Source organism: Peribacillus sp. NPDC076916 (assembly GCF_050269675.1).
Lineage (GTDB): Bacteria > Bacillota > Bacilli > Bacillales > DSM-1321 > Peribacillus > Peribacillus aracenensis.
In genome coordinates this window covers 181,033-195,135 of sequence record NZ_JBNNIU010000006.1, presented here as the reverse complement: position 1 = coordinate 195,135, position 14,103 = coordinate 181,033, and the positions used below count along the sequence as shown (strand labels likewise).

15 protein-coding genes and 1 pseudogene are annotated in these 14,103 nt (G+C 40.8%); 14 read left to right on the top strand and 2 right to left on the bottom strand.

The window, feature by feature from the left end; genetic code table 11:
- Positions 1-11: 11 nt before the first annotated feature.
- The 8 genes and pseudogenes from ACQKFG_RS18985 to ACQKFG_RS18950 all read left to right on the top strand — a co-directional run bounded on the left by ACQKFG_RS18985 (position 12) and on the right by ACQKFG_RS18950 (position 8,026).
- Positions 12-794 (top strand): enoyl-CoA hydratase, encoded by a 783-nt coding sequence (locus ACQKFG_RS18985; RefSeq protein ID WP_427561666.1) that lies wholly within the window; start codon positions 12-14, stop codon positions 792-794.
- A gap of 23 nt (positions 795-817) precedes the next feature.
- Positions 818-2,347: an acyl-CoA carboxylase subunit beta gene (locus ACQKFG_RS18980; RefSeq protein WP_427561663.1), complete on the top strand. Its 1,530-nt coding sequence runs from the start codon at positions 818-820 to the stop codon at positions 2,345-2,347.
- Positions 2,348-2,540: 193 nt separating this feature from the next.
- Complete coding sequence (locus ACQKFG_RS18975) at positions 2,541-3,305, top strand: NUDIX domain-containing protein (RefSeq protein ID WP_192204658.1); 765 nt, start codon at positions 2,541-2,543, stop codon at positions 3,303-3,305.
- Between the two features lie 14 nt (positions 3,306-3,319).
- Positions 3,320-3,871 carry a cysteine hydrolase family protein gene (locus tag ACQKFG_RS18970; RefSeq protein ID WP_192204659.1) on the top strand — a complete coding sequence of 184 codons (552 nt, stop codon included), beginning with the start codon at positions 3,320-3,322 and terminating at the stop codon, positions 3,869-3,871.
- A 61-nt stretch (positions 3,872-3,932) separates the two neighbouring features.
- Positions 3,933-5,402 carry a nicotinate phosphoribosyltransferase gene (locus ACQKFG_RS18965; RefSeq protein ID WP_349729537.1) on the top strand — a complete coding sequence of 490 codons (1,470 nt, stop codon included), beginning with the start codon at positions 3,933-3,935 and terminating at the stop codon, positions 5,400-5,402.
- 34 nt (positions 5,403-5,436) lie between these two features.
- Positions 5,437-6,267, top strand: a complete 831-nt coding sequence (gene nadE / locus ACQKFG_RS18960; RefSeq protein ID WP_192204661.1) for an ammonia-dependent NAD(+) synthetase — start codon at positions 5,437-5,439, stop codon at positions 6,265-6,267.
- A gap of 113 nt (positions 6,268-6,380) precedes the next feature.
- Positions 6,381-7,401 (top strand): annotated as a pseudogene (locus ACQKFG_RS18955) (serine hydrolase domain-containing protein).
- A gap of 331 nt (positions 7,402-7,732) precedes the next feature.
- Positions 7,733-8,026 (top strand): hypothetical protein, encoded by a 294-nt coding sequence (locus tag ACQKFG_RS18950; protein ID WP_192204663.1) that lies wholly within the window; start codon positions 7,733-7,735, stop codon positions 8,024-8,026.
- Between the two features lie 169 nt (positions 8,027-8,195).
- On the opposite strand, the gene ACQKFG_RS18945 is transcribed toward ACQKFG_RS18950, so the two are convergent.
- On the bottom strand, positions 8,196-8,600 hold the full coding sequence (locus ACQKFG_RS18945) for a hypothetical protein (protein ID WP_192204664.1): 405 nt from the start codon (positions 8,598-8,600) through the stop codon (positions 8,196-8,198).
- A gap of 385 nt (positions 8,601-8,985) precedes the next feature.
- On the opposite strand from ACQKFG_RS18945, the gene ACQKFG_RS18940 reads away from it, so the two are divergent.
- The 6 genes from ACQKFG_RS18940 to ACQKFG_RS18915 all read left to right on the top strand — a co-directional run bounded on the left by ACQKFG_RS18940 (position 8,986) and on the right by ACQKFG_RS18915 (position 13,350).
- Complete coding sequence (locus tag ACQKFG_RS18940) at positions 8,986-9,234, top strand: hypothetical protein (RefSeq protein ID WP_349729538.1); 249 nt, start codon at positions 8,986-8,988, stop codon at positions 9,232-9,234.
- Positions 9,235-9,460: 226 nt separating this feature from the next.
- Positions 9,461-9,889 carry a YwqH-like family protein gene (locus tag ACQKFG_RS18935; protein WP_427561656.1) on the top strand — a complete coding sequence of 143 codons (429 nt, stop codon included), beginning with the start codon at positions 9,461-9,463 and terminating at the stop codon, positions 9,887-9,889.
- Positions 9,889-10,179, top strand: coding sequence for a YwqI/YxiC family protein (locus ACQKFG_RS18930; RefSeq protein ID WP_192207671.1), 291 nt, complete (start codon positions 9,889-9,891; stop codon positions 10,177-10,179). The genes ACQKFG_RS18935 and ACQKFG_RS18930 overlap by 1 nt, the downstream gene beginning before the upstream one ends.
- Positions 10,176-12,188, top strand: coding sequence for a deaminase domain-containing protein (locus ACQKFG_RS18925; protein WP_427561653.1), 2,013 nt, complete (start codon positions 10,176-10,178; stop codon positions 12,186-12,188). The genes ACQKFG_RS18930 and ACQKFG_RS18925 overlap by 4 nt, the downstream gene beginning before the upstream one ends.
- Before the next feature lie 27 nt (positions 12,189-12,215).
- Positions 12,216-12,572, top strand: coding sequence for an Imm3 family immunity protein (locus ACQKFG_RS18920; RefSeq protein ID WP_342615680.1), 357 nt, complete (start codon positions 12,216-12,218; stop codon positions 12,570-12,572).
- 310 nt (positions 12,573-12,882) lie between these two features.
- Positions 12,883-13,350, top strand: coding sequence for an immunity protein YezG family protein (locus ACQKFG_RS18915; protein ID WP_427561650.1), 468 nt, complete (start codon positions 12,883-12,885; stop codon positions 13,348-13,350).
- 353 nt (positions 13,351-13,703) lie between these two features.
- Here ACQKFG_RS18915 and ACQKFG_RS18910 read toward each other — a convergent pair whose 3' ends face one another.
- Positions 13,704-13,880, bottom strand: coding sequence for a hypothetical protein (locus ACQKFG_RS18910; RefSeq protein ID WP_342615682.1), 177 nt, complete (start codon positions 13,878-13,880; stop codon positions 13,704-13,706).
- Between the last annotated feature and the right edge of the window lie 223 nt (positions 13,881-14,103).

Genomic DNA, 14,103 nt, shown 5'->3' with positions numbered 1-14,103 from the left:
GAGGTGAATTTATGACTTCATTAGTGGAGATCAGTCATGAAGATAAGGGAATTGCCCTCGTGACTTTGAACCGGCCGGATGCTGCTAATGCTCTATCCACGGAACTTCTTCATTGCTTAGTCGAAGGGCTGTATGAATTGAAAAGAGATTCAAATTTACGAACGGTCATTTTAACGGGAGCAGGTGAAAAGGCGTTTTGTGCAGGTGCGGATCTTAAGGAACGAACAGGTATGAATGATGATAAAGTCAGGGAGACAGTCAAGTTGATTGGTGACACGATTACGGCTGTAGAAAACCTTCCAGTTCCAGTCATCGCCGCGATTAACGGTTCGGCTTTTGGCGGAGGGCTGGAGTTGGCACTCGCATGTGACATACGCATCGCATCGGAAACGGCTAAGGTTGGACTGACAGAAACATCTTTAGGCATCATCCCAGGCGCCGGTGGTACTCAGCGTCTGCCGCGGATAGTCGGGATGCCGACAGCGAAAGAACTGATTTATACGGCAAGGAGGTTGGATGCAAAAACCGCACTTGCCTTGAAAATCATCAGTCATGTATATTCACCCCAACATTTACTTGAGGAAGCGAAAAAATTGGCTGGGGAAATTGCGGTCAATGCCCCATTAGCACTCAGGGCTGCAAAAGCGGCGATCAATCAAGGGGCTGAGACTAATTTGAAAACAGGATTGCAAATTGAAAAAGACTGCTATCAGACAACTTTAAAAACCCGTGACCGACTGGAGGGTCTGTCAGCATTCAAGGAAAAGCGCAAACCGGTTTTTAAGGGCCAATGATTTCAATTGAAGGAGGAACAGGGATGGTAACGACGGATAAACTAACCGAAACGGTTGAAACGATTAAAAAAGGCGGTTTAGAAAAATATCATCAAAAAAACGCTGAAAAAGGAAAGCTTTTCGTACGTGAACGGCTCGAGCTGCTTTTCGATGAAGGGGTTGAAATAGAGGACGCTTTCTTTGCTAATTGTGCCAGTGATGGATTGCCTGCTGATGGTGTAGTTACAGGCATCGGGAAAATCAATGGTCAAAGGGTCTGTGTCATGGCCAATGATTCGACTGTAAAAGCTGGTTCCTGGGGAGCAAGGACCGTCGAGAAAATCATTCGCATTCAGGAAACAGCTGAAAAGCTGCAGTTGCCCCTTCTTTATTTAGTCGATTCTGCCGGGGCACGAATTACGGATCAAGTTGAAATGTTTCCGGGACGCCGCGGAGCAGGACGAATCTTTTACAATCAAGTGAAGTTATCAGGAAAAGTCCCGCAAATTTGTCTATTGTTCGGTCCGTCTGCCGCAGGAGGGGCATATATCCCAGCTTTTTGTGATATTGTCGTAATGGTCGATGGCAATGCTTCCATGTATTTAGGTTCGCCGAGAATGGCAGAAATGGTCATTGGCGAAAAAGTAAGCGAAGAGGAAATGGGCGGGGCGAAAATGCATTGTTCTGTGTCAGGATGCGGGGATGTGCTTGTCAAGTCGGAGGAAGAATCCATCGCGTTTGCGCGCAGATACTTAAGCTATTTTCCAGGAAATTATCAAGAAAGACCTAAAAGCGTAAAACCTGAGCTGCCTGCGGATTTCGAAAAAACATTGGAAGAACTGATTCCCAAAAATCAGAATGCACCCTTTAATATGTATGACCTGATCGATAGGGTTATAGACAGGCAATCGTTTTGTGAAATCAAGAAACTATTTGCACCCGAATTGATTACTGGGCTTGCAAGGCTTAATGGACAAACGATAGGGATCATAGCCAATCAGCCGCGTGTCAAGGGCGGCGTCCTGTTCCATGATTCAGCTGATAAGGCAGCCAAGTTCATCAATTTATGTGATGCTTTCCATATTCCGCTGTTGTTCCTGGTGGATATTCCAGGATTCATGATTGGGACGAAGGTCGAACAGGCAGGAATTATTCGCCATGGTGCGAAAATGATTTCGGCCATGAGTGAAGCCACCGTTCCAAAGATTTCTGTCATTGTCCGTAAGGCTTATGGTGCGGGACTATACGCGATGGCTGGTCCCGCTTTTGAACCTGACTGCGTTCTTGCCTTACCGACGGCATTGATTGCTGTCATGGGGGCAGAGGCTGCGGTCAATGCAGTCTATGCCAATAAAATAAATGCGATGGAACCAGAAGAGCGCCCAGCATTCATCGAACAGAAGCGCAATGAGTATAATGAAGATATCGATATCTACCGCTTAGCCTCCGAAATGATTGTTGATGGCATCATCCAGCCAAATGACTTGCGAGATGAATTGAGTGCCAGATTTGAAGTGTATAGCAGTAAACAATTGACATTTACCGATCGGAAACATGGGGTCTATCCCGTTTAAAGAATACAATTAACAAGCCCGGTCATCATGACCGGGCTATTGATCATGTAAGAAAATAAATGATTTTTTAAATAATTAGAAAATTTTTCTGATTTTGAGTTGCTAAATTACACAAGGAAGAGTACTATAATTAGTAATTAATGATTTACTAATTACTTAATCCCATACTTAGTGAAAGAAAGTGAGAGTTGCCATGGTTCAGCAGGAAAAAAAGAAATATATTACTCCAGATGGATACACAGCAGATATTGCGATCTTTACGATTACTGCGAAGAAAACGGCAGAGAAAGCCCCGCCTGAAATGTTTTTGAAGCTATTATTAATCAAACGTGCCACAAAAGATAAGGAAGGAAGCCCCAATGTTGAAGGAGATAAATGGGCCTTACCTGGAGGCTTTGTCAATGCTGGCGAAACTGCTTATGAAGCAGCCAAAAGAGAATTGAAAGAAGAAACGGGTGTAGCTGGATTCCATGTCAAGCATTTCGGGGTTTATGACCAGCCGGGACGCGATCCCAGGGGATGGATCATCTCCAATGCCTTTTATGCAATTGTCCAGGAAGAGTTTCTTCATCAAAGAAAAGCGAATGACGATGCAGCCGAAGTTGAATTGTTCACGATTCAGGAAGCCTTACAATTAGATCTTGCATTCGATCATTATACAATTATAAACGATGCTATGAATTTAATGAAAAAAGAAATGGTGCAAACGACGATAGCCCAAAATTTCCTGCCGGATGAATTTACGCTTTCTGAACTGCAACGGGTTTTGCTGACTGCCAGAGATGATGCGAAAATCAGCGCAGACTCACTTTTTTATGCAAAAGCGCCGAAACTCCCGTTTTTGGAGAAAGTCTTGGATGAAAAAGGAATGCAGAAGAAAACGAAACGTAATTCTTATCGGCCTTCACAGCTTTACCGATTTAATGCAGAGGTTGTCATGGACTCTATTTACTACTGAGGGGGAATCGTGCCATGGGAAAAAAGGCATTGATCAATATAGATTATACGTATGACTTCGTGGCAGACGGGGGTTCATTGACCTGCGGGAAGCCAGGCCAGGATATCGAAAAGACACTTGTCAGTATAACCAAGGATTTTATCAAACAAGGTGAATACACGGTATTCGCGATTGATTTACATGTAGAAGGAGACCGCTTACATCCCGAATCGAATTTGTTTCCACCGCATAATATTAGCGGTACAATGGGTAGAGACCTCTACGGGGCGTTAAAAGAGGAATATGAAACAAATAAAAATCAAAAGAATGTTCATTATATAGATAAAACACGTTATTCGGCCTTTGCAGGAACGGACCTTGATATTCGCCTGCGGGAACGCCACATTACCGATGTATATTTGGTCGGGGTTTGTACAGATATCTGTATTTTGCATACGGCAATCGACGCTTATAATCTAGGCTATAAAATCTTTGTATATGAAAATGCTGTGGCCTCGTTCAATGATGCCGGTCACCATTGGGCGCTTGGACATTTTAAAGGATCTCTTGGAGCAACCATTCTATAATATCCATAAACGCAACAGAATAGAAGGGAAGCGAATGCTTCTCTTTTGGGAGGAACTATCCATGGAAAAAAAGTACAATGACGACAGTTACGCATTACACACTGATCTATACCAAATCAATATGGCCCAAACTTATTGGCAGGACAAAACACATAATCGAAAGGCAGTTTTCGAAATATTTTTCAGAAAGCTTCCATTTAACAGCGGATATGCGATTTTTGCGGGACTTGAAAAAATTGTCCATTACCTTCAAAACTTTTCCTTCTCGGAAAGTGATATCGACTATTTAAAAAATGATCTGCACTATGATGAAGAATTTTTGAACTATTTGCGTAACATCCGTTTCACGGGAGCCATACGCTGCATGAAAGAGGGAGAGCTTGTCTTCGGCAATGAACCGATTTTACGGGTGGAGGCACCGCTTGGTGAGGCTCAACTCATTGAAACTGCGCTGCTTAATATTGTGAACTTTCACACACTCGTGGCAACAAAAGCTTCGCGCATCAAGCAGGTCATCGGTGAAGAATCTGCCCTTGAATTCGGTTCAAGACGGGCACAAGAAATGGATGCAGCAATTTGGGGAGCGAGAGCGGCCTATATTGCTGGCTTTGATTCCACCAGTAATGTACGTGCTGGCAAGCTGTTCGGCATTCCGGTTTCAGGGACTCATGCGCATTCCATGATCCAAGCTTATAAAGATGAATATACCGCTTTTCATAAATATGCTGTTTCCCATAAAGACTGTGTATTCTTGGTTGATACTTATGATACATTGCGCTCTGGCATCCCGAATGCAATCCGTGTTGCCAAGGAACTGGGCGATAAAATCAATTTCATTGGCGTCCGTCTTGACAGCGGTGATTTAGCTTACTTATCAAAAGAAGCACGACGTATGCTTGATGCTGCAGGATTCCATGATGCGAAGATCGTCGCTTCCAATGACTTGGATGAATATACGATCATCAACTTGAAACAACAAGGAGCAAGAATTGACATTTGGGGCATCGGAACAAAATTGATTACGGCTTATGATCAGCCAGCTCTCGGTGCCGTTTATAAAATGGTTTCAATAGAGGGCGAAGATGGGAATATGAGAGATACCATCAAAATTTCTTCTAACCCTGAAAAGGTTACGACACCTGGTTTAAAACGAGTTTATCGCATCGTCAATAAAGTGAACCATCATGCTGAAGGTGATTATTTGGCGATGGAATATGAGAAGCCGCAGGAACAGGAAAAATTAAAAATGTTTCATCCTGTCCATACCTTCCTAAGTAAATTCGTCACGGATTTCGATGCGGTTGATCTGCATGTGGATATTTTCAAGGATGGAAGTTTGATTTATGAATTGCCAACCATAGATGAAATCAAGGCATTCACGCAAAAAAATCTCCAAGTATTATGGCCGGAGTACCTGCGTGCACTTAATCCTGAAGAATACCCGGTAGATCTAAGCCAGGATTGTTGGGATAATAAAATGAGGAATATAGATGAAGTTAAAGCCAATGTAGAAAGAATGCTTACGAAATGACAATCCTATTTTATTAGAAAGCGGGGCTTTGCCAATGCGTCCATTACAAAAAGAAATCGTAAAAAAATTACTTGTCCAACCAACGATCGACCCTGAAGTTGAATTCAGGAAAAGTGTTGATCTATTAAAAGGGTATATGAAGAAAAATACGTTTCTGAAAAGCTTTGTACTTGGAATATCTGGAGGGCAAGATTCAACACTGGCGGGGTATATTGCCCAAACCGCTGTCAACGAATTGAACGAAGAAACGAATGGCAACGACTATAAGTTTGTTGCTGTAAGCTTGCCATATGGAGTGCAGGCTGATGAAGATGACAGGCAGCTTGCATTAAAATTCATCAAGCCAAGCCAAACGGTTACAGTCAACATCAAGGAAGCGGTGGATGCATCAGTAAAAGCTGTGGAAGAAGCAGTTTCTGAAAAGCTAACGAATTTCTTAAGGGGAAATGTTAAAGCACGTGAGCGAATGAAGGTACAATATGATTTAGCCGGACTTTATAAAGGCGTCGTGCTGGGTACGGACCATGCAGCAGAAGCGATCACAGGTTTCTTTACGAAACATGGTGACGGCGCAGCGGATATCATTCCATTATACCGTTTAAATAAAAGGCAAGGAAAAGAAATCCTGAAATTCGTCGGTGCACCTGAGCGTCTTTATAAGAAAATACCAACGGCCGATTTGGAAGATGACAAACCGTTACTTCCTGATGAAGCGGCTTTAGGCGTTAGCTACGATGAAATCGATGATTACCTTGAAGGCAAGGAAATCAGAACGGAAGCTGCTGAAATCATCGAAGGTTGGTATACTAAAACCGAACATAAACGTAATGAAGCCATTAACGTTTATGATACTTGGTGGAAATAAGAAGCTGATAAGTTATCCCGCATCACATAAGATGCGGGTTTTTTGGCAAGACATTACAAGCACCTTGGCCAACACATCAGTAATGATAATTTTACCGCAAAGGGGAAAACGAAATGTCGACTCTACATATGGATATATCCAGGAATATTGAAGAAACGAGCAAGGAAGTTGAATTCTCGGGTGTAATTGGTGTGAAAGCGGGAGATGACCTGATCCATAGTTCAGCACATGGCTATTCCAATCGAGCGGATGAAATCATGAATACGACCGAAACAAGGTTCGGAATTGCTTCCGGGTGTAAACTGTTTACGGCAATATCCATTTGCCAGTTAATACAAAAAGGGACACTTAGGTTTAATACCAAGTTGAAAGACTGTCTTCCGAACGTGTTTCCTGATTTCAACCAAAATATAACCATACATCACCTCTTAACACACTCTTCAGGCATTCCTGATTACTTTGATGAAGAAGTGATGGATGATTTTGAAGAGCTTTGGCAGAAAAATCCGATGTACCATATAAAAAGATTAAAAGATTTCCTGCCAATGTTTCAAGAAGAGCTGATGATGTTCGAACCTGGGGAAAGATTTCATTACAATAATGCAGGCTATATTAGGGTTGATTGTTGAGGAACTAACCGGACTTGAATTTACTGAATATATCGACAAGAAGATCTTTCTGCCTTGTGAAATGAAAGATTCCGGATATTTTTCCATGGATCAGCTACCTAAAAATACTGCATTAGGGTACATTGACGAAGAAAATGGAGCATGGAGAACAAATGTTTATTCCCTTCCGATCAAAGGCGGTGCGGATGGAGGGGCGTATATTACAACATCGGATATGTTCAGATTTTGGGAAGGGTTATTTTCGAATCAGTTACTGAATCAAGCGTATACCAATCTTTTATTGAAGCCCCATATTGCTATGGAAGATGAAGGGGAATACTACGGATATGGCATATGGATAAGTAAAAAAAATGAAGCGATTTTCAAATATCATCTTATGGGGTATGACCCGGGTGTAAGTTTCAATTCAGCGGTATATCCGGCGAGTCGATTGAAAACCGTCATTACTTCAAATGAAAACACGGGACCATACCATATTGCTTACGCGATTGAGAAAGAACTTTGAACAAAGGGAACCTTTCTGCTTGTGAAGGGTCCCTTTGTTTATAGTCAATGTGAATTCTTTCATGGAGAACCTGTTTTAGAATTAAGAAAGGGACGAATTCGCATTCAATTGCTCGATTGTTTCCAGAAATTCAGGATTTTCTAGTGAAGATAATTCAACTGTACCTTTATTTAAGACGCGGCGCATCACTTTCCATTTCTTGTATTAGGTAGATCTTTAAGTTCAAGGCTTCTCCAAACAAAGAATTTGTATATTTAGATATCTTGAAGTAGAGTATATTTAATAAACATTATTTTAACCGGTATTTTCCGATGGAGGTTCTTTTTACTTTATGAAGGCAAGATATGAACTCGCGAATATGAACTTAACAGTAAGCAATGTGACTTTACGTAATGCGGCGGATAGTTATGTCCTCTTGAAAGCTGCAGATGATCAAAATAATGAAATCACGATCAAGCTTTCCCACGAACAAGCGGAATTTCTGGAAGCGGAATTAAGGGAAGTGAATCGCCGCCGCAGGGAAAATAGTCCTGATATATCCGGGTATGACCAGGAACGTATTAATGACGACGATTCTTTCAATCTGTTCAGCATTGATTTATTCAATGAAAGTGAACCGAAGTAATGGATAGTATATGCTTATTACCCCGAATCAAATTTTCTTCTCTGTAACCTTCCTTCGGGTTTAAGATGATGCTACAGAGATTTTATCATTCCCGCCAATACAAAATCCGAATTTAAAGTTATTGAAAGGCCATTAGGAATGTTTTGAGCAAGGTGACCTATCGTTACCTTTATTTTGATGGCTTGAAAAAATTCTTCACCAAAAGGAAAATGGATGATAGTACAGCAAAAACCATGAAAAATACGATGAACCCCCAAAGGCCTACCGCCGCATCCTGAAACTCCATATTCCCCCTGCTGGTAAGGGCTTGCTGTATTTCAATGGCAAATACTAAAACAACCATGACGGTAAAGGTATAAAGGAAAGAGAGTATCGTTATCCCAAAACGCATCCGGGAAATTAAATTAGATAAAAATAACACGAACAAAAATATGATGATACCGATGATCCCCATTATCCAAAAATGCAAATCTTTGTCCGTTGCATTTGAATTTAATGTGTCACTCACAAAGAATAGGATGAAATCGTGAAGATTATTGACGATTTCAGCTAATATCTGGATGATTTCTTTCATTTTTCACACCTCCAATCCTTAGATTATAGCAGGTTATAAATCTATATAGAAGAGGGCGTTGCCAGACTGACCTTCGATGAAGTAATATGAAATCATAGACATGTTAAGAGAAGTATATCCCGGGTAACGTAAAAAAACATAAGGAAATGAATTGGGAAGTCAGGAAATGCAACGCCAGTTTAACTAAGATTATAGTTAATAGATCAACCAAAATACATAAAAAAAATAAAGTATAAGCGATTCAGGGAAAGTATGTGTGTCTATTTCCAATGTTTTAATGCCTTTAGCGATCTTAACCATGGTTTGTTGTTTGGATCGGTTTCTTTATTATAATGCTAGTAAAAAATATCTTTACTTAATGCTTTCATGGTTGGAGGAAAAAAGAATGAATGATGTACATGATCATGTGTTAACGGTAATTGATTTTATGAAAACCGGTCACAAAACTTGCTTTGTGAAAGTCATCGGTTTTGATGGTGAAAACGGACAGGATTTTGAAGGCGAAGTTAAGTTTGTCGGTGATTTGCCTTTTGGAGATTTGATACATCCTGAGCGGTCACATCTATCTTCGACTTGCAGGGAGTTTGTTCGGGATGATTTGTTGCACAGATACAATTTAGGGCAGTTTGAATGAATTGGGGCAATACTTTAGGGAATCCATTCTGCCCACTTGTTTAAAATTGGTAAAATGCAGGGTATAAAGAATATGGTATGTAGGAACTTTTTTATGCCAATCTTCACTTTTAACTGACAAAATAGCATATTTCTCCCTATTTAACTCTCGGACTTTAATCCTTATAATATTAAATAGGAAAATATGACATTTAGTGTAGGATTATACTGTTTCTGAGGTGAGTTTCATGGTTTATGCAGATATTTTGAGTAATATAAACTCTGCTATCTCCAGTAAAAAAGCTGATTTGAATGTGAAAATTGAACGGTTAGAAAATGCGAAGAACGATATTATAAAAGAGCAGAGCATGTGTCTGAACGAGATTAGGAAAATAAAAGACCCTGAGCTAGGTGGCAGCTGGACAGGGAATCGCTCGGATCAATTTCAGGAAGCCCGTCATGATGCCTATAATGTGATGTTCAGTATCATTCATGACGATTATGACGATTACCAATGGAAAATCGAGGCAATGATTACAAAGCTGAATGCCGAAAATACGCTTCTGAGCATAGCGGGGAATATAGCCCAAGAAGCCGACTCCCTTTTGAGCAAAGGCGAAGAGGCATTTGAGCAGCTGGAAAGTAAAATATCAGATTTAAAAAGGCGGTTGTTTTAATGACGACAATCAAACTGAATCATCCTGCCGTAACGAAGCAAGTCGATCAGGTGAAGACGGCACTTGGTACAGTCACGCTTGGAAATTTGCCGGCAGGCGAGCTTGGCAGCAATAAATTGGAATTCACCTCGAAATGGATCGACCGGGAAACGAACCTGGAAAAGGTCTTCGAGCAATATATCAAAATCGTCCAGAAAAATGTGGAAGATACCCGTGCAAACATTGACTTATTAAAAGAACAGGATGAAGCCATCGCCCATGTGTCTTCACATGGGTATCCTACGCGATGAAAATATATGAAGCCAAGACATTGACGGCCGCAACCAAGTCGCGCGCCAAGCAATATGAAGAACTAAAGAAGGAAGTCGCAGCCCTGAAAAAGGAATTTCAGGGCATCGTCGGCTTGGACAACGAGTTTCAAGGGGCCGGTGCCACTGCCATCAAAAGCTTCTATGAAGCGCAAATCGAGGTGGCGGACGCCTGGATGGAACTATTCACGACACAGATCAGTTTTTTGGAAGGCATTCCGGCCAGCCTGGAAGAGGCGGACCTCTCCGGAAATACGGTGGTCGAGGTTCCCTTTTTAGATGGGGAAATCTCGAACGGCATCAACCAAGCGAAGTCGCTTGTCGATGAACAAGCGAACGATCTCCAAAGAATCCTCGACAGCATTGACGATATCCTGCCTCTTGATAGGTTCGATCAAAAGGACTTTAATGAAAAAATCACGCTGGCCGGACAGAGGATGGATGACACCGTGACAAAGGTCGAGAATGTCGACCGGCAATTGGTCGAGGAATATGATGTGTCCGTCGGGCAGGAAAACGTGGCCGTTGGCCTCTTCCGCGCCTTGCTTGATGCCACCAAACAGGACGGCAACGTTTCGCCGATGACGTTCAACCAATCGGCATTCAAGAATAGTGACGTCTATCAAGTGAAGGATGAGGTCGCCGGTCAGATGAAAGACTATCAGACCTTCAAAAAGCAGCAAGCCGAAGCCAGGAAAATCGAACAAGAAATGGAAGAACTCGAAAACCGCCCATGGTACGAAAAAGCCTGGGATACGACAAAAACCTTTACAGGGGAATTCACGGGATATTATGATTCTATCAGGGCCTCAACCGGAGTCGATCCAGTAACCGGCCGCAAGCTGTCCGATGCTGAAAGAATCGCAGCCGGCGCCATGGCCGCCGCTGGATTCATCCCCGTCGTCGGCTGGGCCGGCCGAGCCATCAAGGGTGGCAGCGCCATCTACAAGACCGCCAAAGGACTCAACGCAGCGAACCACGCGCTCGATGCCTATAAAACGACAAAAGGCTTTAGCCTCCTCCAGAAAACCGAATACGGAATATACGGACTCCTCGCAGCCAACGGCCTTGGCGAAGCAGCAACAGGCAAAGACATGTTCGGCAATCAACTGACCGAGGAACAGCGCCAGAACGGGCTGTTGATGGCACTCGGCATCGGCGGTGTGGCAGGTGCGGCGAAGATCGCTGATAAAGTGGCGAGTGGAACAAAGTTCGTCCCTTACAGCAAGGAATTTGCGCAAAAGCAGCTTCAGAAGGCTCAAGCTACAATAACAGACATAGCGAGATCAGGAAAAACCACTTTAAAAAATATAGGTGAAGAACTAAGTAAAAAAGAAATTCCTAAACATATAAGTGTGGAACAAGTTTCCCTCGCAGGAGGACCACCCCTTCGCCAAGTTATGATGGAAAAGCAGACAATTAAGGAAGCCTATCAGAAATTTACGGTGAAGGATAGTAAAGTCGAGGGTGTTTCAGGGGAGAGTATTCCTAAGGGTACGGGTAAAGTGTATCCAACTAGACAAATAGATCCCGTAGCAGAAGCACATATAATTGATAGAGTGAAAGAACTAAGAGGGAATTTAACAAGTAGGTATAAGAAATCTGGTAATTTTGCTGTAGCAGAAGTGGATATCAGTGGGATAAATAAATCTGAATTTTATGCTCAAAGTAGCATAAATGAACTTAAAGGTAGTCTTGAGGATATGGTACCTGATATTTCTTTACAACCTGAAAATCCAATGTTTAAAGCTACGGAAGCAGTTGGTAAAGAGGGAGAGAGTTACTTAAGGAATACAGATACGGAGTATAAAATACTAAATGACATTGCTTATAGGCTTGGAGAGAATACACAAGCTACAGGGAAAATTAAGTTATTTACAGAATTGGATACTTGCGACAGTTGCAATAAAGTCATAGCAGAGTTTGCTGCTAAATATAAAAATATTGAATTAGAAGTCATACACAACGATGGTAATAGAATTATTCCTTAATCTTAATTTGTTTGGAGGGGAAAACTAATGAAAGACTGGAAGTATAATGAATTATTTGATGCAATTCAGGAGACATATGAAGAGTTGTTAGATGAAGATAGGGGATATAGGTATGCTATAGCAAAACTAGCTGATGAATTTGATAAATTAGGCAAGATAGAAGATGTTATTGTTGATACAGCAATTGGAGAAATTGCAATTGGCCATGAAAAAGTTTTTGTTGGGCGCATTGAAGGTATTACTAAAAGATTAAGTATGTTTAACCCACAAGAAGCAAAAGCTGACTTAACATTAGAAGAGATACAAGACTTATCAAAACGAATTAATAAAGTAATAGAGGGACTAAGAAATGCAGAGGTTGATTATAATTCCTCAGCAGAATAGCATTATGAAAGAAAAATAAATAAATGTAGTGTTAACCTTGGGTGGCTAAAGCCATTCAAGGGTTTTTTAAAATCGGCTAGGAACATTAATTTCACCTATTAGCTCAATTCTAATAATGTTAGGATTGAACCCCGGAACCTTATCCAGCTGAAATAACATTTACATTCCCTTTTCTAAAACAGATGAGGTGAAAATTACTCTAGTTTAAAGGAGACTCTAAGCGGCCCGCTAGTTTTAGAATAAATTATAAGATTGATAATAGTCGTTGGGAGAGAAGAATTTTTGAAAATAGATCAGGAGGTAGGTAAGTATGAATGAAATTAAACTTAATAGTATTTATCAACAAATAGCTCAAACTATTAATGAAACTATACCAGAGGAATGGTCAAAGGTATTAATGTACGGTGAAATTGCTGAAGGTACCGGTACTGCATTCTTTTTTTATTATACTCCTAAAAGTGAAGTGCCTATTTATAGTCATGATATACCTGAAATATATAGTTTTAATGAAGAAGAATACGATAAATTATGGTATCAATTATTAGATGAATTAAAACTATTGTCAGATGAATTTAAAAATAATAATAAAGAACAATGGACCAATTTAACTTTCACTTTAGAAAGTACAGGGAAATTTAAAGTTGACTATGATTATGAAGATCTATCAGATGCAGATGATCATGAAAGAAGGGTTATTTGGGAATTTACTCGTTTGGGCCTTTTACCTGAATCTGATTATGATAAGAGTATTTTAGAAGAATACCTTAAGAAAGAATGATATAGGGCAAGAAAAGCCTGTTCGAAAGACCTTAACGTAAAAGTTAAGGTCTTTTCATTGTATAGAATATGTATCATCTATCGGTTCCTCAGATAATAGGCCGTGAGGAATTAAAATCATATACAATTACTTCAGGCAAGGTGGCTAAGGGAAAAATTAGCGAGTGGTACAAAGTTCGTCCCTTACAGCAAGGAATTTGCGCAAAAGCAGGTTCAGAACGCAAAAGCATTCGGTCGGCAAATCGGCAATGTGGAAGTACCTCTTCGTATCAGGTGAAATGCCTTGGTATCAAATCTAAATCCACTAATATCATTAACAATAGTCGGAAGGTATCATGGGATAAGGAATTTAAATTAAAACGGATACCCATTTAATCCGGTGCCGAAAAGATCGAATTCAGGATATTTTGACTGAGTTATTGGAGGGGCGTCGGATCGCTCATTAGGAGAGTTGATAGCAGCTTCACCTTCAACTGACTCTACAGAGGTTTCGTCATTCACTTTATTCAATGGGTTATCAATCATACTCATAATCATCTCCTTTTTATCATATTAACGTAATTATTAATTCCTAAAATATTTTAATGTTATGCTAAAAAATATCGTGATGACTGGAATGCGTTGAAATGACCTGTTAAGACCTTGTAAGCAATCGTGGGGCAATCCGTTCAAAACATGGAGTTACTCCCACTTTCGAAGGTAAAATAGTTATTTCGAAAGCAATAACTTTACTAAACACCCTTAAAGAACTAAG

What these genes read in the sequence shown, in the direction of transcription:
- ACQKFG_RS18965 (WP_349729537.1), top strand. Translation starts at nt 3,933, where the DNA reads ATGGAAAAAAAGTACAATGACGACAGTTACGCATTACACACTGATCTA.
- ACQKFG_RS18975 (WP_192204658.1), top strand. Translation starts at nt 2,541, where the DNA reads ATGGTTCAGCAGGAAAAAAAGAAATATATTACTCCAGATGGATACACA.
- ACQKFG_RS18935 (WP_427561656.1), top strand. Translation starts at nt 9,461, where the DNA reads ATGGTTTATGCAGATATTTTGAGTAATATAAACTCTGCTATCTCCAGT.
- ACQKFG_RS18970 (WP_192204659.1), top strand. Translation starts at nt 3,320, where the DNA reads ATGGGAAAAAAGGCATTGATCAATATAGATTATACGTATGACTTCGTG.
- ACQKFG_RS18915 (WP_427561650.1), top strand. Translation starts at nt 12,883, where the DNA reads ATGAATGAAATTAAACTTAATAGTATTTATCAACAAATAGCTCAAACT.
- ACQKFG_RS18980 (WP_427561663.1), top strand. Translation starts at nt 818, where the DNA reads ATGGTAACGACGGATAAACTAACCGAAACGGTTGAAACGATTAAAAAA.
- nadE (WP_192204661.1), top strand. Translation starts at nt 5,437, where the DNA reads ATGCGTCCATTACAAAAAGAAATCGTAAAAAAATTACTTGTCCAACCA.
- ACQKFG_RS18920 (WP_342615680.1), top strand. Translation starts at nt 12,216, where the DNA reads ATGAAAGACTGGAAGTATAATGAATTATTTGATGCAATTCAGGAGACA.
- ACQKFG_RS18945 (WP_192204664.1), bottom strand. Translation starts at nt 8,600, where the DNA reads ATGAAAGAAATCATCCAGATATTAGCTGAAATCGTCAATAATCTTCAC.
- ACQKFG_RS18925 (WP_427561653.1), top strand. Translation starts at nt 10,176, where the DNA reads ATGAAAATATATGAAGCCAAGACATTGACGGCCGCAACCAAGTCGCGC.
- ACQKFG_RS18985 (WP_427561666.1), top strand. Translation starts at nt 12, where the DNA reads ATGACTTCATTAGTGGAGATCAGTCATGAAGATAAGGGAATTGCCCTC.
- ACQKFG_RS18910 (WP_342615682.1), bottom strand. Translation starts at nt 13,880, where the DNA reads ATGAGTATGATTGATAACCCATTGAATAAAGTGAATGACGAAACCTCT.
- ACQKFG_RS18930 (WP_192207671.1), top strand. Translation starts at nt 9,889, where the DNA reads ATGACGACAATCAAACTGAATCATCCTGCCGTAACGAAGCAAGTCGAT.
- ACQKFG_RS18940 (WP_349729538.1), top strand. Translation starts at nt 8,986, where the DNA reads ATGAATGATGTACATGATCATGTGTTAACGGTAATTGATTTTATGAAA.
- ACQKFG_RS18950 (WP_192204663.1), top strand. Translation starts at nt 7,733, where the DNA reads ATGAAGGCAAGATATGAACTCGCGAATATGAACTTAACAGTAAGCAAT.